At 56.7% G+C, this 21,108-nt stretch carries 24 protein-coding genes and 1 pseudogene; 13 read left to right on the plus strand and 12 right to left on the minus strand.

What is annotated here, in order from left to right:
• Positions 1–22 precede the first annotated feature (22 nt).
• Positions 23–322: a putative quinol monooxygenase gene (locus NSJP_RS16660; RefSeq protein ID WP_080887982.1), complete on the minus strand. Its 300-nt coding sequence runs from the start codon at positions 320–322 to the stop codon at positions 23–25.
• A gap of 193 nt (positions 323–515) precedes the next feature.
• Positions 516–770 carry a hypothetical protein gene (locus NSJP_RS16665; RefSeq protein WP_080887983.1) on the minus strand — a complete coding sequence of 85 codons (255 nt, stop codon included), beginning with the start codon at positions 768–770 and terminating at the stop codon, positions 516–518.
• A 192-nt stretch (positions 771–962) separates the two neighbouring features.
• Between NSJP_RS16665 and NSJP_RS19890 the strand changes: the two genes are divergently transcribed.
• A complete protein-coding gene (locus NSJP_RS19890) occupies positions 963–1,355 on the plus strand; it encodes a translation initiation factor (protein ID WP_080887984.1) in 393 nt (130 codons plus the stop codon).
• Positions 1,356–1,402: 47 nt separating this feature from the next.
• Positions 1,403–2,077, plus strand: coding sequence for a dihydrofolate reductase family protein (locus NSJP_RS16675; RefSeq protein WP_080887986.1), 675 nt, complete (start codon positions 1,403–1,405; stop codon positions 2,075–2,077).
• 41 nt (positions 2,078–2,118) lie between these two features.
• On the opposite strand, the gene NSJP_RS16680 is transcribed toward NSJP_RS16675, so the two are convergent.
• On the minus strand, positions 2,119–2,778 hold the full coding sequence (locus NSJP_RS16680; RefSeq protein ID WP_080887987.1) for a class I SAM-dependent methyltransferase: 660 nt from the start codon (positions 2,776–2,778) through the stop codon (positions 2,119–2,121).
• Between the two features lie 256 nt (positions 2,779–3,034).
• On the opposite strand from NSJP_RS16680, the gene NSJP_RS16685 reads away from it, so the two are divergent.
• Positions 3,035–4,105 carry a cytochrome-c peroxidase gene (locus NSJP_RS16685; protein ID WP_080887988.1) on the plus strand — a complete coding sequence of 357 codons (1,071 nt, stop codon included), beginning with the start codon at positions 3,035–3,037 and terminating at the stop codon, positions 4,103–4,105.
• A gap of 111 nt (positions 4,106–4,216) precedes the next feature.
• Here NSJP_RS16685 and NSJP_RS16690 read toward each other — a convergent pair whose 3' ends face one another.
• A complete protein-coding gene (locus tag NSJP_RS16690) occupies positions 4,217–6,535 on the minus strand; it encodes a YncE family protein (RefSeq protein WP_155970334.1) in 2,319 nt (772 codons plus the stop codon).
• A 631-nt stretch (positions 6,536–7,166) separates the two neighbouring features.
• On the opposite strand from NSJP_RS16690, the gene NSJP_RS16695 reads away from it, so the two are divergent.
• Together NSJP_RS16695 and NSJP_RS16700 are read left to right on the plus strand one after the other, a co-directional pair.
• The gene (locus tag NSJP_RS16695) at positions 7,167–7,427 is read left to right on the plus strand and encodes a hypothetical protein (protein ID WP_155970336.1); all 261 of its coding nucleotides are present in this window, start codon (positions 7,167–7,169) and stop codon (positions 7,425–7,427) included.
• Between the two features lie 209 nt (positions 7,428–7,636).
• Positions 7,637–8,116, plus strand: a complete 480-nt coding sequence (locus NSJP_RS16700) for a nucleoside deaminase (RefSeq protein WP_080887991.1) — start codon at positions 7,637–7,639, stop codon at positions 8,114–8,116.
• Between the two features lie 13 nt (positions 8,117–8,129).
• On the opposite strand, the gene NSJP_RS16705 is transcribed toward NSJP_RS16700, so the two are convergent.
• A complete protein-coding gene (locus NSJP_RS16705) occupies positions 8,130–8,423 on the minus strand; it encodes a GYD domain-containing protein (protein WP_080887992.1) in 294 nt (97 codons plus the stop codon).
• Between the two features lie 328 nt (positions 8,424–8,751).
• Between NSJP_RS16705 and NSJP_RS16710 the strand changes: the two genes are divergently transcribed.
• A complete protein-coding gene (locus NSJP_RS16710) occupies positions 8,752–9,090 on the plus strand; it encodes a DUF6010 family protein (RefSeq protein WP_080887993.1) in 339 nt (112 codons plus the stop codon).
• A gap of 6 nt (positions 9,091–9,096) precedes the next feature.
• Positions 9,097–9,558, plus strand: a complete 462-nt coding sequence (locus NSJP_RS16715) for a methyltransferase family protein (protein ID WP_080887994.1) — start codon at positions 9,097–9,099, stop codon at positions 9,556–9,558.
• Positions 9,559–9,728: 170 nt separating this feature from the next.
• Here the strand turns inward: NSJP_RS16715 and NSJP_RS16720 are convergent, their stop codons facing one another.
• Positions 9,729–9,932 carry a hypothetical protein gene (locus tag NSJP_RS16720; protein ID WP_155970340.1) on the minus strand — a complete coding sequence of 68 codons (204 nt, stop codon included), beginning with the start codon at positions 9,930–9,932 and terminating at the stop codon, positions 9,729–9,731.
• 1,115 nt (positions 9,933–11,047) lie between these two features.
• Between NSJP_RS16720 and NSJP_RS16730 the strand changes: the two genes are divergently transcribed.
• Positions 11,048–11,287 (plus strand): hypothetical protein, encoded by a 240-nt coding sequence (locus NSJP_RS16730; protein ID WP_080887997.1) that lies wholly within the window; start codon positions 11,048–11,050, stop codon positions 11,285–11,287.
• Between the two features lie 53 nt (positions 11,288–11,340).
• The gene (locus NSJP_RS16735) at positions 11,341–11,916 is read left to right on the plus strand and encodes a hypothetical protein (RefSeq protein ID WP_155970342.1); all 576 of its coding nucleotides are present in this window, start codon (positions 11,341–11,343) and stop codon (positions 11,914–11,916) included.
• A gap of 14 nt (positions 11,917–11,930) precedes the next feature.
• On the opposite strand, the gene NSJP_RS16740 is transcribed toward NSJP_RS16735, so the two are convergent.
• Positions 11,931–12,143, minus strand: a complete 213-nt coding sequence (locus NSJP_RS16740) for a hypothetical protein (RefSeq protein ID WP_155970345.1) — start codon at positions 12,141–12,143, stop codon at positions 11,931–11,933.
• 374 nt (positions 12,144–12,517) lie between these two features.
• On the opposite strand from NSJP_RS16740, the gene NSJP_RS16745 reads away from it, so the two are divergent.
• Positions 12,518–12,898 carry a VOC family protein gene (locus tag NSJP_RS16745; protein WP_080888000.1) on the plus strand — a complete coding sequence of 127 codons (381 nt, stop codon included), beginning with the start codon at positions 12,518–12,520 and terminating at the stop codon, positions 12,896–12,898.
• Between the two features lie 177 nt (positions 12,899–13,075).
• Positions 13,076–13,915 (plus strand): alpha/beta fold hydrolase, encoded by an 840-nt coding sequence (locus NSJP_RS16750; protein ID WP_080888002.1) that lies wholly within the window; start codon positions 13,076–13,078, stop codon positions 13,913–13,915.
• Here the strand turns inward: NSJP_RS16750 and NSJP_RS16755 are convergent.
• Complete coding sequence (locus NSJP_RS16755) at positions 13,912–15,576, minus strand: DEAD/DEAH box helicase (RefSeq protein WP_080888003.1); 1,665 nt, start codon at positions 15,574–15,576, stop codon at positions 13,912–13,914. The genes NSJP_RS16750 and NSJP_RS16755 overlap by 4 nt on opposite strands.
• Positions 15,577–15,725: 149 nt before the next feature.
• Here NSJP_RS16755 and NSJP_RS16760 point away from each other — a divergent pair, with 149 nt between their 5' ends.
• The gene (locus NSJP_RS16760) at positions 15,726–16,790 is read left to right on the plus strand and encodes an adenosine deaminase (protein WP_080888004.1); all 1,065 of its coding nucleotides are present in this window, start codon (positions 15,726–15,728) and stop codon (positions 16,788–16,790) included.
• A gap of 26 nt (positions 16,791–16,816) precedes the next feature.
• Here NSJP_RS16760 and NSJP_RS16765 read toward each other — a convergent pair whose 3' ends face one another.
• The 4 genes and pseudogenes from NSJP_RS16765 to NSJP_RS16780 form a co-directional block, all read right to left on the minus strand.
• Positions 16,817–18,010: a cation:proton antiporter domain-containing protein gene (locus NSJP_RS16765; RefSeq protein ID WP_080888005.1), complete on the minus strand. Its 1,194-nt coding sequence runs from the start codon at positions 18,008–18,010 to the stop codon at positions 16,817–16,819.
• Positions 18,011–18,017: 7 nt separating this feature from the next.
• Entirely contained in the window at positions 18,018–19,463 is a 1,446-nt protein-coding gene (locus NSJP_RS16770; protein WP_080888006.1) for a cation:proton antiporter, read from the minus strand.
• A gap of 196 nt (positions 19,464–19,659) precedes the next feature.
• Positions 19,660–20,015, minus strand: a pseudogene (locus NSJP_RS20170) (DUF1801 domain-containing protein).
• 35 nt (positions 20,016–20,050) lie between these two features.
• A complete protein-coding gene (locus NSJP_RS16780) occupies positions 20,051–20,443 on the minus strand; it encodes a YciI family protein (protein ID WP_080888007.1) in 393 nt (130 codons plus the stop codon).
• Positions 20,444–20,641: 198 nt separating this feature from the next.
• On the opposite strand from NSJP_RS16780, the gene NSJP_RS16785 reads away from it, so the two are divergent.
• Complete coding sequence (locus NSJP_RS16785; protein ID WP_080888008.1) at positions 20,642–21,061, plus strand: hypothetical protein; 420 nt, start codon at positions 20,642–20,644, stop codon at positions 21,059–21,061.
• The last annotated feature ends 47 nt before the right edge of the window (positions 21,062–21,108 follow it).

The following is a 21,108-nucleotide window of genomic DNA, read 5'->3' on the forward strand; positions in this document are numbered from 1 at the left end:
TCCGACATGCACAGTCCAGGTACTATCTCACGGCAGAATATCGTCGGATATCCGCCTCGGCGGCGAGATGCCCCGTCAGCCCCACAATCGCATTCTTCAGGTGTTCGGTGGCAAAATGCGCCTGCTCGTCCACAGCACTCTCCCACTCTTCGACGGACACAAATTCTTGCGGATCCGATCGGTTCTGAAGAAACTCATAACTGATACACCCCGGCTCCTTGCGGGTCGCATCGACGAGCGCGATCAGAATCGCGCGGACCTGCTCCACGCTGCTCGTCTTCGCAGTCACTCTGGCCAGCACTCTCACTCGATTGTCCGGCATGTCATTTCTCCGTTGATTGGTTATTCGATACTTCCCGGCTTTCTGGCGGGCCAGCCTAGTCTGAACTCAGACGATGATCAAGAAGGAAGAAAGCCGTGGCATCAGGTCTAAGGACTGTCCTAAACAATTCGGAGAGCGGGACGAGTAGGAAAATAGGGCGGAAGACAATAGTGAAGGAAGGGACCACACCGGCTCAATACAACGGCTTGCCGGTTCCCGGAGGGTTAATTTTCTCAACGTGCATAGCGCCGACGCCGGCCTGTGCCTCTGCATCCCCTTTTTTTGCCGACTCCATGAATTCACGAAAGGCAGTGGGATAGTCTTTGCGGTCAAACGCGGCGATGCCTCGCTGAGTATCGGCGTAGGATGGGATGCAATACAGGCAGAGACCGACCACAACGAACAGGCCAAGAGCCGATCGGATCTCCGATGCTCGATGCCCCACCATGGCCTCCAACGCAAGTGCCGCTCAAAAGGAGAGGCCGTGATGCTACGCTTCCCCTCATCTTCTGGTCAAGCAAACCGGGTGCGAGACAAGAAGGTAGGCTGGCTGCATGGGACTTGATGGACATGGTAAAGTCCGATCCGTCCTTTGCGAACGATTCGAGACAGCGTGCCGACCCTGAGCACAAGGCCGTGGATGAAAAATAAAAAGCCCATTCCTACACCTGATGAACCGTTTCCATGGAAGAGTCCGTTTGCGGCACTGAAGGATGCAATACCTCCGTCGCCAACCGAGTCAGCTGCCCGCAAGCCGGTTGATAGGCTGGCACCCGCTCCAACACGAAATCGTGGGCGTGTGGATATCCTTCGTTCAACCGCACATCGAGGCAGTAAGACCGTGACCGTGATCACAGGTTTTGTCGGCATCAGCCAGTCCGAAAAGGAGCGCCTGGCGAAAGCAATGCAAAAGGCTTGTGGCGCGGGAGGCACCGTGAAAGAAGGACGGATCGAGATTCAAGGTGATCACCGTGACGCCGTCGCACACATCTTGAGCGACGCGGGCTTCCGTCCCGTCTTCGCCGGAGGCTGAGCCGCTTTACATGCCCTGATCCATTTTATAGAGAGGACACATGAGTCATGCGTAAAGTAGTTGTCGGCGCGATGGTTTCCATGGACGGCGTCATGCAGGCCCCCGGCGGACCTGAGGAAGACCCCACCGGCGGCTTCACGTTCGGGGGCTGGACCGCTGTACTGGGAGACGATCCGGTTTTCGGCGAAGCGCTCGGGAAGTTGTTCGATGAGCCGTTCGACTTGCTGCTCGGACGACGCACCTATGAGATCTTCGCCGCCTACTGGCCCTACGCCGAGGGCGGGCCGTCCGACGACATCGCCAGGATTTTCAATCGCGTCACCAAGTACGTGGCGACGCGCAAGGGCATGGACCTGACCTGGAACGGCTCCAGAACACTACGCGATGCCGTCAAGGATGTGGCGAAACTGAAGCAAGAGGATGGCCCGACCCTCCTCACTCAAGGCAGCACGGAGCTCGTGCACGCGTTGCTTTCCGCCGGCCTTGTCGATGAGATCTGCACCTTCACCTTTCCCCTGCTGCTCGGCAAGGGCAAACGGCTGTTCAACGCCGACAGCCAGCCACGCACATTCAAATTGACGCACAGCGCCGTTTCGCCGAACGGACTCGTCGCCGCGACGTATGTGCGCGGTGGCGAAGTGAAGACAGGGACCGTCGGCGGGCCTGTCGAGCCCTCGACCGCCGAACTGGCACGCCGCGAGAGGCTGAGGCATGAAGACTAAAGCAACACGGATGATCCCGAAGCTTGTCTGTTAAGCATGGATCATGCGCGACCCGAAAACAACGCGGCACATCCCACAACTTCAACAGTCACTGCGTTCAGATGCTCTGACAGGATCGATCTCAATCCTTGGAGGTCGTCTCCATCGTTCGTAAAAATCCCCTTCGAGTTGTAGAAGGCCATCAGTCGTCTCGCCGCCCAGCTCTTGTCCACGCCCTTGGATAACAGCGTAGCCCCGAACATGACTCCCCCACGATTCAACAACGGTTTGAGATGCCGGAATACGGCGCTCTTCCTTTTGATCGTCCCCGGCAGGCAATGCAGTAGGTACGTCATGCTGACGGAATCGAAACGCGGTATCTCGAGGCCGATCGGATCGAGTACGTTCGCCCGATAGACTTCCGGGCGGTACCGGGCCACCCGAGTGGCGGCCGCATCCAGGCACGTGGGGTTCAAATCCATCAAGCCCAGCCGCTTGCGATCGTTCGGAAAACGGCAACGATCGAGAAAGTAGCCGGTGCCCACCCCGACATCGAGATGATTTCCCGTCACATGCCGGTCGTAGAGAGCAAGAATTCGCGCCGAGGGACATGTCCAAATCAGCCGATTCGAGAATCGCAACACCAACCAGTCGTAGATCGCCAGCGTTGACTTCGAATAGACGGCTTGGCCGGCCTCGACTTGTTCCGCTGTGATGCTCATGGGGATTTCCTCTCGTCCTGCATCGTCCTGGAGGCTCCTCCGTCAGATCTTTTCACCGACATAGACCAGCCCCCTCGACGAAGACCAACCGGAAGGCACGGTAAGTTCTCATGGCCGCAAAGTCAAATGAAGGTCAGAGGGCTTGGGGCGCGGCCGGGATCTGAACCCATTGTGGAATTTGCGCGGACCGAGTACCCTCCCTAGGCAATCCTCTTCTCCGGTCTGAACGACATGGTTCACCACTAAGGGAGCCCGAATGCTGAACAGACTAACTTTGGGATGCATCCTTGCAGCGGTCCTGTCGCTCCCTGGAGAGACAAGAATACCCACTGCGAGCGCAGAACCACTTGCCGCCTGCACCGCCGTGAGCACGCCGTATCAGTTGAAAATTCCTTTCGGCCTCGAGGACGACGTCAAACAGTATCTGCCCGCGGACAATCCACTCACCGTCGAGAAGGTGGAATTGGGCAAACTGCTGTTCTTCGATTCACGCCTCTCCCGTGACAATACGATATCCTGCGCAAGCTGCCACAAACCGGAGCTGGCCTGGACCGATGGGACAAAGCTTTCGATGGGCATTGGCAACCAGCTCTCCTCTCGCAACAGCATGACCGTCATCAATCGCCTCTACGGCCGCGCCCAGCTCTGGCACGGTAAGATGGCGACCCTGGAAGACCAGGCGAAGAATCCGTTGACCAAAGCTGTGCGGATGGGTATGCCGACTGCCGACGAGGAAGTGGCGAAGCTGAACGCCATCAAGGGGTATCGGGAGCGGTTCCAAAAGGTGTTCTGCACCAATGCGACGATGGATGGAATCGCCAAGGCAATCGCGGCGTTCGAAAGGACCATTCTCTCCGGCAATAGTCCGGCCGATCGATTCGACATGGGCGGCGAGGACACGGCTATCTCGGAGTCAGCCAAGCGAGGGCTGGCTGTCTTTCAAGGCAAAGGTCGATGCACACGATGCCATTCCGGGTTTAATTTCAGCGACGAAGAATTCCACAATCTGGGTATCGACTGGGACCGGAACAGCGCCGACCTCGGAAGATATAGTGTCGAGAGACATCCCGGCACCGTGGGCGGATTCAAGACGCCGACCCTGAGGGAGATCGCCAGAACGGCGCCGTACATGCATGATGGACGCTTTGCGACGCTCGAAGAAGTCGTCGAATTCTATGACCAAGGCGGCATCACGAACCCGCATCTCTCAAATCTCATCATTCCGCTCCGGTTGACGGCGCAAGAAAAGAAGGATCTGGTCGAATATATGCGGGCGCTCAACGGGGACGGATGGCAAGTTGCTGGGCCGACTGAATTTCCTCAATGACCGCATTTCAGTCCCGGGCAGGAAAACCGTTTCGAAGTGCGCGCCCGCGACATACTCCACGCATCCACATCCTGAATGAGCGGCAGAGATCAAGTCTTTATCCGGCAAGTCCTATTCCTTGACTGGAACTCTTAAAATGACAACATCCCCTTCAAATGTCCTGAATGCCAGACCGTTAGCTCCCCAACGAATAAGACTACTCGTATCTATAAATCCAAATGGACAATTTAGTCCTTGAATCTGATTCGACGCGATAGGGTGAAAGCTGACTTGATCATACGCAAGAAGGTTAATTGGCCCGCAGCTTCCAGCAGTGCTCGGCAAGAAGAACGTTCGACCAATCGTTACATCGGGTCTCACTAGAGCTCCTCCAGCTGGAGTACCTGGAAACTGGCCTAGCACCACTCCTGAACCAGGATCGATGATGTGCCCCGTATCCGTATAAAGCATGTTGCCGTTAAACTGCAGATCTCTGACAATAGCTCCCGGAGAAATGTTTGCTACCGTGGAAAGAGCCAGGCCGTCGCTGGTAATTGAGAACCGAAACAATTGAGGACTCGCACCATCGAAAGCGTATAACACGCTTGGTGAGTTTGAGAACTCAATGAAGTCGGCTAGAATCCTCACACCGCCCGGATTGACTTGCTGGACTATGTTGGGACGCTGTATCCCGTCATCATAAATGACCAATTCACTAAATCGTGGGGTGCAGCCGGAATGGTACTTGGATACCGCTATTGCATTGGGGACCCCCGGAAGAGGTTCGATATCCCCAACCACAACCGCACCACAACCAGGTACCGGATTGGAACCAAGGGGTATGAGGAGTTCGGCCATAAACCCAACCAAATCGACTCGTCGGATCGCCGCCTCCCCATCTAACCCGACATAGAGCAATTGACCGTTATGCGAGATTGCGAGCTTGTTGGGCTGATTGCCCACGTCAATGGATCGCCCTAATGCTCCTGTCGAAGGATCCAGACTTATGATCTTGCCAGGATTTCCCGGAACAGAGGCATAGATTGTGTTCCTTGCTTCGTCATATACGAGATCGTTCGTCTTGAGTGCCAATTTTCTGATTTGTACACCTTGTGAATTCTCCACACCATCGACCACGGAGCGCACGAGTTCTTCCGTCTCGGTTTCAGTCTGACCCCCACCCTGAACGATCAACGTTCTCTTTATTTCACCGATGTTCTGTGCGAACCAAGAAGTTTCCTTCCCACGGACAATAGCTGTATTGGTCTCTGGAACCAGGAGAACCTGTGTTCTTTCCATTTTCAACGTCTTCAAGAACTCTCCAGCCACAACTTTGACATTCTCGAAACCTACGGCTTGAATTTCATCCGTCAGATCGAAGGGCTCTCCAGCAACTGTCACTCGCCTTCTGTTCAAAGCGACAAATGGATTTCCGAGTGGCAATGGAAAATGAACGGCTCGGTACGGTACCACTTGGGAAGTCAGCGTGTCTGTGGAATCATTGCTTCCATAAGCAGTGATTCCGCTCGCATCTTTCAAGATGTAAGCTTCCTCCGAACGTCCATTGTTCTCGGGATTGCTTTGACGGACTACCGTGGTCTCAAGATTATTGATGACTTTCGTACCTGGTACGGCGAACGTATTGCTGAACATCTGTACTGATTTCCCGATTGTTGATGTCGTCTTCTGATATTCCCAGAAATTCCCTTGTCTAAAGGGAAAGAAATTCCCAATGTCCCCTGGTCCCTGTGTCGTTTGTCCGATTGCTCCTGTAGAGGCCACATATCCCGCGATCTGTGCGTTTCCGTTTATCGCTGCCTTGACTAACCGCACCGCCTGGTCAACTGACGTGACGGTCCCCGTGCCCTGCAATGCGGCGATTAATCCAACGGCGTTGTGGATGTCGGATACTTCCTGAATGGTGAGATTCGTCAATGATCCACTGCCCAGTGCCTCAAGGATTAGCTGACATGCCGCTTCAGATACGGGGCTGATATCAGCAACTGTTCCAACGACGAACGCGCGCATCTCCTTTCCACCCGGACCAGCTACTCGAACGATAAAATCGTTTGCAGGTTGCAACCCAAGGGTGGCGAGATTGAACGCATACCGTCCTCCCAAGGTTGTGGTGGTTGACAACACATTGAAGGTCGTCGCAGTGGAATTGAGTCTTGCTAACTGAACAACCGTGTTATCGGGTACGTTAGCGAGCCCTGTTAGAGCAGCATAGGCCTCTGAGACAAATACATCTCCGAAACCTTTCTGCCTAAAGAAAGCTATCTGCCCGGCCGGTGCTTGGACTGATCCTGAAACAACATTTAGAGAAGGTGCCGCGACAGCCGGTGCTCCTGCATCACCACTCTCACTTCCTCCGCCAGAACAGCCCGAAAGAGATAGGAGGAAAGCAGAAATGAGAATGGGCTGAATCGCAATGAGACTGCACCTGTCCATAGCGGTTCAACTATTAGGCTTGTGAACACAGAACTTGTCAACGGTAGGAACAGACTCTTTAGTAGGGGAATCCTACTACGAATGGTGAATTAAGCAGTATGAAAAGGCCAGCATGCTCCCTCTTGGCGTCGCCTGCACTTACACTTGGGGACCCAGAACCAAGGAATGGGGGCAATCCGCTCTCACCGTCGCGGTGATCGATGTATCGAAGCCTACAATGGTGTGCGCCAAGACCTGGTTCAGCAAGGTCTTCTCTTTTAATGACAAACTGGCGGGCCAAATGCGTCTCAGATTCCCGGCATCGGTGACGCAGCCATGTTCACATTCGAAGCTCGTTCGTCTAATGCCATGGCAGAGGCCTATTTTAAGGGAAAAGACCTGATTCTATCGGTCACATTCCATCGAGGCGACTCTCTGCAAAACAAGGATACGCTCAGTGCTCTTCTCAAGTAAGCAGCAGCGAGGCGATAGCCCAATGCTGTCTCCACAGAGTTGAAACGGAACGAAGTTTCCGCAGGCATTTCAGCCTCGGCCGCCCTCAGTGCTGGATTTTGTCAGAAGCCGGTCCTACAATCTGGCGGGCGCTGGGCTCAACTTCGTTCCGACTCGTCCGAAAGGTGGCCCCTTCTCAATGGCGTTCTACCAGCCAAACACACGGGATCAGCCGCGTGACCCGACTCGTCCGGTGTACGGCAATTTAAATCCGGTTGCACCGGATGGAGGCGACTATCACAGCATCGAGGTGAAAGCCACTGACCCTGATGCGCGATACACGAAACCTTGTCCCGGCGATCCACCGATTGTGACGAAGGAGCCGTTCGAAGCCGCCTATGTGTTGCACATTCTGCGGGGAAAAAACACCTACAATAGGGAAAGTCCCTTCTCGCCATAGGATATGGGGGCTGGCGGGCTTCTGACCGATCGGAGTCGACGAACGTTGAATAAAAGAGCACCTATCAAGGAGCCGCCGCGCAAGCGGCCGCCAGTTAAGGAACCGCCATCGCCAGAACCGCCCGTCAAGGAGCCGCCGCCGATACCCGATCACACACCTCCGCCCATCGGCGATCCACCAGCAGAAAAAGAAAACAGACAGGAGGTCACGTGGACTTCGTTCAGCAGACGATAGCATTGGCACGAAGGAACGTGGAGGCAGGAGGCCGACCATTTTCCTGTCTGATCGTTAAAGAGGGCACGATCCTGGCCGAAGGCGTGAATTTAGTGGCGCAAACCCATGACCCCACGGCCCATGCCGAGATTTGCGCGATCCGGACCGCGACGGCCCGGCTCCAGACGGAGCATCTTACGGGCTGCGAGTTCTATATTCTGGCGCATCCCTGCCCTATGTGTCTGGCGGCGATGTACTATTGCAGCCCCGACCGTGTCGTCTTCATCACGAAACGCGACGACTATGCCGCGTTCTACCGGGACGACCGCAAGTACATTTCATTTGAGACTTTCTATGAGGAGTTCGCCAAACCGTGGGATGAGCGCCGCTTGCCCATGACACATCAGGCGCACCCGGAAAGCCTCTCCGTCTACCAGCGCTGGAAAGAGCTGAACCAGGCATCGTTGGGAAAATAGCCCGTCGAGATCGTTACGTCAGCCCACCGATGATTCCACGGAATTCGTCCTCGGTAAAGGCCTTCACCGTCTGCGTTCGGAGATTCCCTTGCGAGCCAAGCCACAATAGGTGCTTCGCAAGCGTCGCATCATCGGGCACATCGACAATGGCCAGCATATCGTAGGATCCCGTCGTAAGATAAAATGCTTTGATGTCCCCGCCCATTTCCTTGAGCGTCTTCCTGCCAAGATCAAGCCGTTTTGCCGCGTCTTTGACGTTCCGAATACCCTGATCCGTCCACTGTGATTGAATGATGTACGTCGGCATAGGACCTCCTTTGCATTATGTGACGAGGTGAGCGAACGAGTTTTCCGCGTATCCGCACTTGAGTCTGCATCGTGATTTCGTTCACGATATCCCCATGGCACGGATGGGCTCTGGTGTAACGCAATAGATCCGGTATGGCAAGGAGTACGCTTTCCCTTTACGAACTTGTTCAACTGGTCGTCGTACCGCTGTCTGACCTTGGATGTGACGGGAGATCATCTGCTGATGAATTCCGAGACGGCTGCCATGAAGCCCGCGATCAGTTTCCCGGAGGCGCATCCATACTGGTCCGGTCTGGTGCTTGGCGCGGTTACGATTCCCGTTCCTCGTGCTACCCGAGCCGCTCGCTCAGCAATGGGCGGCGCTCTTGCTCGCCATGATCGGGGGAGCCTATGTGGGATTCGCCGCGCGAGACGGCCGGCCCGGCGCGAACCATATTGAGTTGGCCGGCGGCCTGCTCTTCGCCGGCATCGGGCTCGCAGGTCTGCACTTCAATCCCCTCTTGATCGCCGCAGGCTATGTCGCGCACGGGTTCTGGGATCTTGTTCATCATCGTCATGGTCCGTACGCGATCACGCCGCGTTGGTACATTCCATTTTGCGTCGTCTATGACTGGATTATCGGAGCGTTTCTGCTGATATGGTGGGGGGTGAGATTGGTGAGGTGATCTCGCATGCTCACGAGGCTCGAATTAAGAATACCTCCGGTGGCGCTCGTATTTCTGTTTGCCGCGCTGATGTGGGTCGTGTCGATCTATTCGACGTTTACCTTCGCATTGCCATGGCGATCGGCGCTTGCCGCTCTTGTAGGCATCGCCGGGTCCGCGATCATGCTATCCGGCGTGTTGTCGTTCCGCCGGGCAAAGACCACCGTCAATCCGCTCACGCCGGAGGCCGCGACGACCATGGTCACCTCCGGCATCTACCGCTTCACCCGTAACCCGATGTATCTCGGATTTCTTCTGGTTCTCACCGGCTGGGCGATTTATCTGTCGAACCTGCCGGCCTTCGCGCTCCTTCCCCTCTTCGTGTGGTACCTGAATCGATTTCAAATCGTGCCAGAGGAAAGAGTCTTGGGCGTCAAGTTTCCCCAAACGTTCACGGCGTACACGACGTCTGTCCGCCGATGGATCTGATCGCGGCCGGCTAAGTCTGGCTGGCTTGAATCTTATAGTGTTCCGGATCGCCTGAAGCCGCTGCTCATGGAATGTGCTGAACCTAGGGAGGAACTGCCGACATTGTCGCGCTGCCCACCGCTCCTGGCGTTACGGTGAGAGAGATGGAGACGAGGTCACGTGCGATGAGTTTACGGCGCCGACGCGGAGATGACGTTGTCTGGTGCCTCGGGCGGTTGCAGAGTCACGAGGCCTTCCAGCGGAGGTTCCACCTTGGCGAGACGGATCACCCCGCTGAGCACTAAAAGATGGAGGACCTTCTCCATTCTCAACCGTTTTTCACGAAGGAGCTTCCCTGTGATCGCCTCGCGTGCACCCTGTACGATGATCGCCATATGCCCTCTCCTCAGTTGATCGACGCGCTGTTGATACATTTGCACGTCGTCTACTGTTGGGCAAGATAAACAGTCCTTCGCTCACTGTGTCGCGACACTTCCTTTCTACCCTCATCGGCCTCTTGCAGCCTGATGGGCTTCACGACGTATCCGCGCGTCCTCAGTGCCGGGTCCAGACAGAGCGGCGCCGCTCCATCGTCTGTAACTCGCACCAGACGCCGGACAGTCTTAACGGCCGGTATAGTTGTGTTTCATGATACGCTTCGGCTTCGAGCGGAATTCTCGCTGAGAAAGAGCGGAGTCCTGTGAGGCAGTCGAAGTCGGCAGGACGCGCTGCCGTATGCGGAATCGTGCCAGGCATTTTCTGCATCGCCATGGGTAGAACCCGAACAGCCAGGGCACGAAGTCTTTGGTCTTGCGGCCTCGCCGTTCCAATACCATGGCACCACAAGAAGGGCACGACGCGATCTTGGCGGACATCATGAGCATGACTCCGAGGCAAGCCAGTATGGCAAACACCAATATGGCGACGCACACCAAGAGGAGGAACATAAGCAATACGACACGGTCGTCAGTAGCTGCATGTCCGCTGCACGACGAGAGTTCGGCGATTTCATTGAAGCCTAATCGGCCTGATTACTGGCGCCACCATATGACATCTGCTCGAGGCGGGAAAGCTAGGGAAGTCTCTAGAGAGGTCACGCGCCTGGAATGGTCACTGTATCACGGAAGAACACATCAAAGACAACAATCAAAGACGCGGGCTTTAAACCCTCGCCTGCATGATACGAGTAGCTCCTAGGCCTTCTTCTTAGCATGGAGTCTTGATGAGGCTCGATGCCCGCTTTCGCGGATATGACGTCAAAGGAACTTGCCGCACCATGTAGCTCGTGCCTCGTTGACATCACTTCAGAGATACGACATATGCAGGCGCGATGGCGACCACCACGCAAATGCTTCGTGGCCATCGCGGCCAAGAAGCGCCCACGCGGAACATTCTCGCGGACCAGCGCATAGCCTTCCCGTTCATCTCGCGTCTGATCCACGTTCATAACGGTCACACAAAGAGACCGCACTGTTTGAAATCACGCCGCCACTCCTTTAGACTCCCTCGCATGCGAAAGCGATACACGCCGTCGGAATGGATGAGAGCCACTGAACAGGATCCCGGGTTGCGAGGTCTTTCTCCGGCTGACGCCGCAACACGCCTGAACATCACAGAACAGGAAGTTGGAGAGCTGGTGCTCAGCGGCACGCTCAATGTTTCGGACATCTGTGAAGATGGCGAGGTGGTGAACGTCGTCATTCCGGAGCGTGATATCAAGCGGTACGCCGCTCAGTCAAAGACGACCTAGCCAGCCTCTCCCCTACTGTCTTTCATATCCTTGCCGTACAACAGGTGCTCGACATGACCCGTCAGATGGTGTTCTTGCGGCCTCGCTATTTCAGCGGACAATTGTTGACAGCCGAAGACCTGGCGACGGAACAGGATTACCATCGCGCCATACAGCGGTTCAGGAATCTCTACACGCATGGGTACGGGATCGTTTCAGGATTGTCCGTTCAGACCGGCGGCAATGGCACGTCGGTGACGGTAGAGCCTGGCTATGCGATCGATGGATTCGGGAGAGAGATTTGCGTGCCGACGGCGCTCACACTCAGTTTGCCCGATGATGCCAAGAGGCTGGCAGTCTGCGTGGGCCATGCAGAAAGTGAAACTGGACCGATTGCCGTTGCCGGCACTCCGCCGGGGATAGATCTCCCGGTCGACCCCTCGAGAATAGAAGAGGGATTTGACATCGCCTTCAGGCAGATTCCTCCGGGTAAACTGAACCACGCGCAAATCGTGGCTCACTTACAAGGCGCTTCCAGGGAATGGATCCTCTTGGCGATTCTTCGACGCGATGGGAAGCGGTGGCGCCGCGCTCCGTTGGCTACAAAGCCTCACAGTAAGTCTCAGAGTACACTCCGCAGGCGGACCTGAGAGTGGAGGTATCCTCAGCCTTGTAGCCTGCCACCTCGCACCATATCCACAGCGAGACCGATCACATCGCCAAGAATCAGATTTCCAACCATCCACCAAGACATTCCTGCGCCGACCGCCAATGCTGCCTCGAGAATAGTGTGCACGAGATCGTGCTTCATTCCCTTGTTCATCATTACAGTGACGCCACTATTTTCTCGAAGGTTTGTCATTTCAACCTTCTGCATGAGCATTAGCCGTGCCGTATTGTTTCATTTTCGCAAGACCCTCCAAACCCCATGATTCAAAGGACAATTATCTTCTCGAACCTTCAAGTTGGCGGACGCAGGATTTGCTGTTGAGCGGACTACGCACGTTGAAACAGGTGCGCCTGGAATCTGATTGGATTCACTGAAGAAGATTTTTAAGCGAAACCGAAACCTGAGTCATGATCTTGCTCCGGACATTCTGTCCCTCATGGAGAACATGACCGTCCCTTCCGATTGCCATTTACAAGAGTTTCAAGACGTTGTCGATCTCTCGCCGGCGGCATGAGCCTTGCGAATTTTGACTCTGATCAAGTGGTCGTTAAGAAAGAGGAATCGTGGCGAAAGGAGATGTCATGAAGAATAAAGTGGTGATGTTTGAAATTCCAGCGTCGGATTTCAAAAAGGCCAAGGAGTTTTATGAAGCGGTGTTCGACTGGAAGGTGGAGTTGTGTGGTGACGAAGGTGCCATGGCGCTCACGACAGCCGCGGACAAGGAGTACAATCCGACTGAACTCGGGGGGATTAACGGCGGATTTTACCGACGAAAGTCCAAATCCGACCAGCCATCTTGCGGAGTGGAAACGGAATCGATCGATGAGACACTCGAGGCGATAAAGAAAGCAGGAGGCAAGGTGGTGACCCCGAAGCATCCCATCGAGGAGTGGGGTTTCATGGCCGACTTTGCCGATCCCGACGGAAATGTTCTCGCGCTGTGGGAGAAGAAAAAACAGTAGGGCCGCAGGTATCCACCAGCGTCTTAGAAAGTGAAAGTAGCTTCTGACGCGAGGCCATTGCGCTGCTACCAATTGCCATATCTGACCTGGCAACTTCCCTAGTTCTCAACCAGAATCTTTCCCCTATACTTGGGCGGCCTGGGAATCTGCACTCCATTGTGAACAAGGAGAACCGTCATGCCATACGTGACAGTCGGAAAAGAGAACTCCGGCAATATCGAGCTTTACTATGAAGACCATGGATCCGGTAAGCCGGTGGTGCTGATCCACGGATACCCACTGAGCGGCGCCTCCTGGGAAAAACAGGTCCCGAGGCTGCTGGATGCCGGATACCGCGTCATCACGTATGATCGCCGAGGATTCGGCAAATCCAGCCAGCCGACCGGGGGCTATAACTATGACACGTTTGCGGATGACCTACACACGCTGATCAGGTCTTTGACCCTGCGAGACTTCTCGCTGGTCGGCTTTTCCATGGGCGGAGGGGAAATCGCCCGTTATTTCGGAAACTACGGATCCGACGGCGCGAGCAAGGCCGTCATCATCGGAGGCATCCCGCCGTTCTTGCTCAAGACCGCAGACAATCCCGAAGGGGTCGACGGCGGTGTGTTCGACGGCATCAAGAAGGCGGTAGCCGGAGACCGCTATGCGTTTTTCAGCGAGTTCTTCAAGAATTTCTACAATACGGACCTGCTCCTCGGGAAACGCGTCAGTGACGAAGCCGTGCGCGCCAGTTGGAACCTTGCAGCCGGTGCGTCGGCCACCGCGAGTGTGGCCTGTGTGTCGACCTGGATCGAGGACTTCCGGAAGGATCTGGCGGGCCTGGATGTGCCGACGCTCGTCATCCACGGTGACAATGATCGCATCGTTCCGCTTGCCGCCTCCGGACAACGGACGGCTGCCCTCGTCAAAGGGGCCCGCCTGGTGGTGGTGAAAGGAGGGCCACACTGCATCACCTGGACTCATGCGGAGGAAGTCACGGCCGAATTGCTGAATTTCCTGGGTGGAGAAGGCTAGCGTTTCCCGTCGTAGCCGCGATCGCGCCACCGCTGCAGGAGTTGGATGCGCTTTTCGAGCTGATCCAACGTGGCTTGGTCCACCCGGCTGCCGGTGCGGGAAATGAGTTCGGCATTCAAGCGCCGGTGATCGATGCCCGCCATGCGAGCCACGCTTCCCACCAGCAGGCGATGAAGATCTCTCAGGTCGCGCTTGCGATCGTGCAGGGGAACTTCGGGAACCGGAGCGGCCGCGTCGTCCGTTCGGGCCTCATCGTCCCCGATAAGGGAGTCGACCCGGGCGACGGCATGCAGCGGAGCATATTCTTTGACCGAAACCGTCACCCGGTCGAACAAATCCCGCTGGCCGGCCGGCATGATCTCCTCGAGGACGTGATCGCGCTCCGCCTTGATCTGCCTGGCATACCGCACCAACACCGGGTCCTTGGGCAAGTAGAGCCATGCCCGTTGCGGCGCCGGCACCTGCGGCTGCATGCGGACGAACCGCCCGACGACCTGGCGAAAATACATTTCGGTCAGGACGTTGGTCCCGTACACGCCCACTCGTAACCGCGGAATGTCGACACCTTCACTCACCATGTTCACCGCCACGAGCCACTGCTGCTGCGACCGCTCCGCGAAGGCCGTGATGGTCCGGCTGGCCGAAGGATCGTCCGAAACCGCGACGGCCGCCTTCGTCCCGGTCCACCGCTCCACGAGCGCGGCCACCCACCGCGCATGGTCTTGATCCATGCTGACGATGAGCCCCGCCGCGTCCGGATGCTCCTGCTTACGAAGCTGCGTCAGCTGCCGGTGCGCGTCCGCCACCACAGGACCCAACCAGCTGTCCTGAAGCAACGCTGTCTTCAAGCGCTCACGTTGACGCTCGAAGGTGAGGCCGTCTTCAAAGGTCGCCCGGTGCTCGCGCCCCTCCGAAAGCCAACTGAGGTCGCCTTCATAGCTGGGAAATAGGATCGGACGGCACACTCGGTCCCGGATGGCTTCCGTATAACCGTAGGCGAAGTCGGCACGGCTCTCGCCCTGCTCGTAACGGACAAAGGGGATGGGATGATTGTCCGAACGAAACGGCGTTCCCGACAACACCAGGCGAAACACCGCCCCGTCGAACGCCTGGCGCAACGCCTTGCCCCAGTGACGGCCGTCCGCCGCATGGTGCAACTCATCGAGGATCACGAGGGTGGATCCGGCGGCGCAACCCCGTTGGAATACATTCGGGGCGAGGGCCACCTGTTGATACGTGACGACCGCGCCGTGATAATCCGCGGCCTCGCGGGTCTGTTCATTCGTCAGCGCCGGATCGAGATGCAAGCCGATCGTTCCGGCCGCGTCGGCCCACTGGGTTCGCAGGTGATTCGTCGGACAGACGACCAGGATCCGCCGCGCCCTGCCCGAGAGCATATAGTCGTGCGCCACCCGCAGGGCAAAGCGGGTCTTCCCCGACGCCGGTGTGGCCATGGCCAGAAAATCCGCAGCAGGATGCGACAGCACGGCCTCCACGGCTCGTGCTTGCCACTCTCGAAGGGCGGCGGTCCAGGTAGCGAGAGACCGGACGGCTCGCGTCCGACCCGAGGGATGCTGTGCCAATGCTTGCTCTCGTTGCCGAACGATGGAGGTGACGATCACATCAGGTTGCGGCAAGGAGCCGGCAAACCGAAGGGGCATTGTAACGGTTTCGCCCAAAGTCGCAAGAGCCGAATGGACTGGCCATCGACCGCGGGAGAAACCGCCGTTAGCTCACATTCTCTAGGACCACCATCAGACCCGTGCTAGACTCCGCACAGTCTCCTCTTGCCATCCATCACGGTGAATACATGAACGCGGAATTGCTTCAGCTGGCACAGCGGATGCCCAAGGCCGAACTGCACTTGCACATCGAAGGCAGTCTGGAGCCGGAATTGTTGTTCCGTCTCGCCGACCGGAACGGCATCCGGCTCAACTATCCGGATGTGAATGCCTTGCGTGCGGCCTACGCCTTCAACAATCTGCAGGAATTTCTGGACATCTATTACATCGGCATGTCGGTCCTGCGGGAGGAGGAAGACTTCTACGACCTCACGTGGGCATATCTGGAGCGGGTTCATCGGGACAATGTGGTGCACGTGGAGATCTTCTTCGACTCGCAGGCCCATTTGGATCGCGGGATTCCGCTGGAGGTTCAGATCGGCGGCATTCGCCGTGCGTTGCGGGACGGTCTGGCGCAGTTGGGCATCAGCTCCAAACTGATCCTGTCATTTCTACGTCACCTGCCCGAAGCCCATGCCTTGGAGACCCTCGCGCTGGCCCAGCCGTTTCTGGATCAGCTGGATGGGTTCGGGCTGGATTCCTCGGAAATCGGCCACCCACCGGAACAGTTCGCGCGAGTCTTCGCCCGTTGCCGGGAACTCGGCTTTCGGGTGACGGCTCATGCCGGAGAGGAAGGGCCGGCAGAATATGTCCGACAGGCCTTGGATCTCTTGCGCGTGGATCGCATCGATCACGGCAACCACTCGCTGGATGATGCCGCGCTGGTGCGACGCCTGACGGCGGAAGGCAAGATTCTCACCGTCTGCCCTCTGTCCAATCTCAAGCTACGCGTGGTGCAGACCATGGATCGACACCCGATACTGACCATGCTCGAGCGGGGGCTGAAGGCGACCGTCAATTCGGACGACCCTGCCTATTTCGGCGGGTACGTGAACGACAATTACCGTGCACTGATTGCGCACCTGCCGGTCACCCGCGAGGACCTGTACCGACTGGCGCGCAATTCTTTTGAAGGGGCATGGATCAGCGAAGAAGCGAAAGCCACGTACCTGGATGAACTCGACAGGGCATTTGCGACAGATCGACGAGGCGCCCGTGACATGTCGCGGCGCGTGGCAGGCCGCGCAATCTGACCTTCCTTCGACCCTTCAGGGTGTGCTCACCTCTTCCTCGTCGGAACCAACGGTGAGTCCCAACGACTCCAGCGAATTCCAATCGCATTCAGCCATGGCGTCATGACCATCGTGGTCGCGACGACAATGATGCCGATGGAGAATTGAACCGGCGTTTCTGTGCCGAGCGCGAGTAACGTGCCAAGGACCACGAACGCGAATTCGCTGCCTTGGGCCAGGAGAAAAGACATGCGAGCCGCCGGACCATGTTGCATGCTCATTGCACGGGCGGCCAGATATAACACGACGATCTTGATCACGACGATGGCCACGATGTGAAGCAGGATTTTTTCGACATGCCCGCTCAGCACATTGAAATTGACCGTCAGTCCCACCGAGACAAAAAAGAGGCCGAGCAAGAGATTCTTGAGAGGCAAGACCTCTCCTTCCAATCGATGCCGATACTCCGAACCGCCCAGTGATACACCCGCGATAAACGCTCCCATGGCCATCGAAAGACCGGCCGCAGAGGCGAGCCACGCGCTGCCGAACAGGGCGATGAAAAGGACGGCCGTGAATGTTTCCTCAAAATTTGGGCCCGCCACTCGGTGCAGAAGCCGAGGCCAGAGGTACCGGCCAACGGCGTAGATGATGACCATGACTCCCACCGCATAGACGGCATCCCACCATACGAAGTGTTCTGCTGATCCGGTACCGGCAAACACCGGCAGCAAGGCAAGAATCGGCACCACGGTCAGATCCTGAAATAACAGCAAGGCCAGGGCCGCCTGTCCATATTCCTGCTCCAGTTCGCCCTTCCCTTTCAGAAGCTGGAGTACGAGCGCTGTGGAGGAGTTGGACACGACGAGTCCCAGCAGGAGCGCAAGGGACCAGGAAGGCGAAAAGAAGCGCCAATACAACATCATCGCCAGACCGGTTCCGATCAGCTGAGCGGTTCCGAGGCCAAAGGCATAGCGTCGCAGCGACCAGACTTTCCGAGGATCGACCTCGAGCCCGATCACAAAGAGAAAGAATGTCACGCCGAGTTGCGAAATGTCCGCTAGGCGTTCTACCTGGCTGGCATTGAGTACATGCGATGATCCCAAAATGACCCCGGAGAGCAACAACCCCAGTTCGGGACCAATCCCAAGCCACCGGGCCAGAGGAATCATGACGGCACTGATGGTGAGCAGCAACGTGATGGCTACGACCATGTGCGGCAAGGACAGATAGGGGTTCACGCTGCTCCTACGTTCGGCTCGGAGACGAATCAGACACCGAATCTCGAGGGACCTGCCGCCCGAACCATTCCGTCAGCACCGGTCCGAGCGTGGCGGTGAGGACCATCAGCACGATGACGGCATTGACAACCTGCTCGCCGATCAATCGTTCGCCGGCGGCATTGATGGAATTATACGCAGTCACAGTCGCGGCGAGTGTCGCGGCGAGTTGAGGAAGCGAGAGCGCCCACATCGACAGCCGTTCAGCTCGACCGTACCGATAGACCCAACCCGTGAGGTATGCCGCCGCGAATTTGCCCAAGCACAATACGATAATGATCCCGATCACGAACGACAGGCCGGTGGAGAAAGTCCGAAAAAATGCAGGAAGATCCAAGGTCGCGCCAACGGCCATCAGAAAGGCGGGAATGAACAGACCCTTCCCGAGGAACTCAATCTTTTCCCGCGCGGCGCCGTGGTGGAGCACCTGATTGACCGCAATGCCGCAGAGAAACGCCCCGACGATGTCTTCCAGGCCGATCAATTTCGCTCCGACGGCGCAGATGACTATGACCGCCAGAATAAATTGGAACTGTCCTATTTCATCCGCATGGTGGATGCGAAAATAGTAATTGCCGATTCGGGGAATGGCCCCCATGACGAAGACGCTATAGACGGCCAGAGAGCCGAATAACCCGAACAGCGCACCCCAATCGAGAACCCCGCTCATGTGCACGGAGAGGCATACCGCCAACACCAACAGGGCTGCGATATCGGTAAAAATGGTCGCCCCGATCGTGGTCAGCGCGAACGGCTGGCGCAGCAGTCCTAATTTGTCAATGATTGGAAAGCCCAGCAGGGTATGGGACGCGAGCAGTGACCCGATCAACACCGACGCATTGATTCCGTAGCCGAATGTCAAGCCGAGCGCGAACCCTCCAATCATGGGCCCCAAGAAGGTGGCGATACCGAATAGGGTCGACGGCCTCGCATATCGTCGAAAGTCGCTCAAGTTGATTTCGAGGCCGCAGACGAACATGAGAAACACGCGACCCAGCTCGCTGAAGAATTGGCCCACCTCCCCCACCTTGAGAATCAGGGCCAAACCATAGGGCCCCAGCAACACGCCGCCCAGGATCAACCCGAGCATGCCCGGCAACTTGATCCGTTCAAACTGCTGAGGCAGGAAGACGAGGGCAATAAGCACGACGGCGAATCGGTCGAACGGCCGGCCTTGACGAAAATATTCCATGACCAATCCTCGCTGCCATTCTACGAGGAAGGCCCCGAGCGCAATGATGATCGAGAGAATGATCAAGCCGTCCCAGAGCGTGAGGCCAACCACCGCATTCGCCAGCCGGCCCGCTATGGTGGTGGAAGGAGATATGTGTGAGTTCGGTGAAGAGGGAACGCCGGCGGCGGCGTGGGTCGGTAATTTGTTTGTGGTGCCGCTGTCCGTCGTCTCGTCGGCCATAGGAAGAGTCTTCGCGGCTGCCGGAACGCCTACCGGTTCTGCGGGGTCACGCACGTCGATTTAGGCGGGGAGGATATACCAGTCGTGGACAAAATTCACAACTGCCTGCTTGAGGTCTTGGACAATAACCGTTGTTCAAATAAGTACAGTTTTCCCCGGATCCCGGGAGAGGAGAGGGACTTGCGTGGTGATCGGATTAGATCTTGGCTCGCGACTTGTTCAAGGTAACAGCGGCGCGAATGAGCGCCTTCAACGCCTGCTCATCTATCTTGTCACCCTCGTGAATGTCGATGGCACGCCTGGTGTTTCCCTCAAGACTGGCATTGAAGAGGCCGGAGGGATCTTGTACCTCTCGCCCGTGCAGATCATTCCCTCGTGCGACCACACAGGAACGCCTCTCCACTTCCATTCCTCGACGACTTGGGGGTCGGCTTGTTTGATCAAGACACGGAGCCGGCTGAGCATCGTGCCTCGCCAGTCGCCTAGTTCCTTGATTCGTTCGTCTATCAGCTGTGAAGGAGACTTGCGTTTCTGCATCCGACTCTTTTTCATGTCGCGTTCCGATCTCCCCGGTCCCGCCTACGTCTTTAACGGACGATGCCCCGACGCCGTTCACTCTCCTGAATCATCGGCGTGAGATCGAGTGCCGGACGGATTTCCCACCGGCCCATCCGGAGACCGGGATGATTCGAGATCAGCTGGACCGCATGATTCGAGTCCAAGGCTTCGATGATGAGCAGTCCGCCAAGAATCTCCTTTGTTTCTGCATAGGGACCGTCGGTTACGGCCACTTTTCCTTTCTGATACTGCAGGCTCACCGTGCTGTCCGGCCCCTGAAGGCCATCTCCATAGACCCAATTCCCATTACGTTTGAGCGTCTCGTCATAGGTGAAACAGCGATCGATCATGGCCTGCTGTTCCTCTGGGGACAACCTCCCCCATTGTTCCGCATCCAAGTAGCCGAAGCACACATATTTCATGGTCTCACCTCGGTTTTGGTGTATTGCATGATGTCACGCGAAAATCTGCGTCGTACGATAGCACGAACGGCCGGCGGCTCTCTTCATATGCCTTGCCGGATCCCATGGAATTTCTGCTGCTGCTTAGGGGCGTTCCTAGTCAGGAATGATCCACATCTGACATAGAATTAAAGAATATATTGAGGATCGGAGGATGCCATGGATCAGTGGATTTCCAAGGACACCTTGCATTGGATCTATGCAGGGTCCGGGCTCTTACTCTTGGTGATTGCAATCGCCGTTCCATGGGTGTTGATTACCATGCCACGGGATTCATTCTCTCACCCTAACCGGCATAATTGGCTCGACCGAAAACCCGCGGCAATTCGTGTTCCACTGCGGATCCTCAAGAACGTGCTCGCTCTCACGCTCATTGTCGTCGGCATCGCCATGTTTCTCACTCCCGGTCCCGGCATCTTTCCTATCTTGCTTGGGATCTTTCTTGCTGATTTCCCAGGCAAGACCACACTTCAATCGCGGGTCGTCCGCAAACCAACCGTGATGAATAGCCTCAACTGGCTGCGACGCACATTTCACCGTCCCCCGCTCCAACTGCCGCCAAAGAAACTGGCTGCCTGAGTATCGCTTCGCCCATATAGCGTCCGCCGCCTTACTCTCACGCCCAG

Origin of the sequence: Nitrospira japonica (assembly GCF_900169565.1) — a bacterium.
Taxonomy (GTDB): domain Bacteria; phylum Nitrospirota; class Nitrospiria; order Nitrospirales; family Nitrospiraceae; genus Nitrospira_C; species Nitrospira_C japonica_A.

Coding starts and splice junctions, on each gene's coding strand:
- NSJP_RS16660 (WP_080887982.1), bottom strand. CDS start 322: ATGCCGGACAATCGAGTGAGAGTGCTGGCCAGAGTGACTGCGAAGACG.
- NSJP_RS16665 (WP_080887983.1), bottom strand. CDS start 770: ATGGTGGGGCATCGAGCATCGGAGATCCGATCGGCTCTTGGCCTGTTC.
- NSJP_RS19890 (WP_080887984.1), top strand. CDS start 963: ATGAAAAATAAAAAGCCCATTCCTACACCTGATGAACCGTTTCCATGG.
- NSJP_RS16675 (WP_080887986.1), top strand. CDS start 1,403: ATGCGTAAAGTAGTTGTCGGCGCGATGGTTTCCATGGACGGCGTCATG.
- NSJP_RS16680 (WP_080887987.1), bottom strand. CDS start 2,778: ATGAGCATCACAGCGGAACAAGTCGAGGCCGGCCAAGCCGTCTATTCG.
- NSJP_RS16685 (WP_080887988.1), top strand. CDS start 3,035: ATGCTGAACAGACTAACTTTGGGATGCATCCTTGCAGCGGTCCTGTCG.
- NSJP_RS16690 (WP_155970334.1), bottom strand. CDS start 6,535: ATGGACAGGTGCAGTCTCATTGCGATTCAGCCCATTCTCATTTCTGCT.
- NSJP_RS16695 (WP_155970336.1), top strand. CDS start 7,167: ATGGCGTTCTACCAGCCAAACACACGGGATCAGCCGCGTGACCCGACT.
- NSJP_RS16705 (WP_080887992.1), bottom strand. CDS start 8,423: ATGCCGACGTACATCATTCAATCACAGTGGACGGATCAGGGTATTCGG.
- NSJP_RS16715 (WP_080887994.1), top strand. CDS start 9,097: ATGCTCACGAGGCTCGAATTAAGAATACCTCCGGTGGCGCTCGTATTT.
- NSJP_RS16720 (WP_155970340.1), bottom strand. CDS start 9,932: ATGGCGATCATCGTACAGGGTGCACGCGAGGCGATCACAGGGAAGCTC.
- NSJP_RS16730 (WP_080887997.1), top strand. CDS start 11,048: ATGCGAAAGCGATACACGCCGTCGGAATGGATGAGAGCCACTGAACAG.
- NSJP_RS16735 (WP_155970342.1), top strand. CDS start 11,341: ATGACCCGTCAGATGGTGTTCTTGCGGCCTCGCTATTTCAGCGGACAA.
- NSJP_RS16740 (WP_155970345.1), bottom strand. CDS start 12,143: ATGCAGAAGGTTGAAATGACAAACCTTCGAGAAAATAGTGGCGTCACT.
- NSJP_RS16745 (WP_080888000.1), top strand. CDS start 12,518: ATGAAGAATAAAGTGGTGATGTTTGAAATTCCAGCGTCGGATTTCAAA.
- NSJP_RS16750 (WP_080888002.1), top strand. CDS start 13,076: ATGCCATACGTGACAGTCGGAAAAGAGAACTCCGGCAATATCGAGCTT.
- NSJP_RS16755 (WP_080888003.1), bottom strand. CDS start 15,576: ATGCCCCTTCGGTTTGCCGGCTCCTTGCCGCAACCTGATGTGATCGTC.
- NSJP_RS16760 (WP_080888004.1), top strand. CDS start 15,726: ATGAACGCGGAATTGCTTCAGCTGGCACAGCGGATGCCCAAGGCCGAA.
- NSJP_RS16770 (WP_080888006.1), bottom strand. CDS start 19,463: ATGGCCGACGAGACGACGGACAGCGGCACCACAAACAAATTACCGACC.
- NSJP_RS16780 (WP_080888007.1), bottom strand. CDS start 20,443: ATGAAATATGTGTGCTTCGGCTACTTGGATGCGGAACAATGGGGGAGG.
- NSJP_RS16785 (WP_080888008.1), top strand. CDS start 20,642: ATGGATCAGTGGATTTCCAAGGACACCTTGCATTGGATCTATGCAGGG.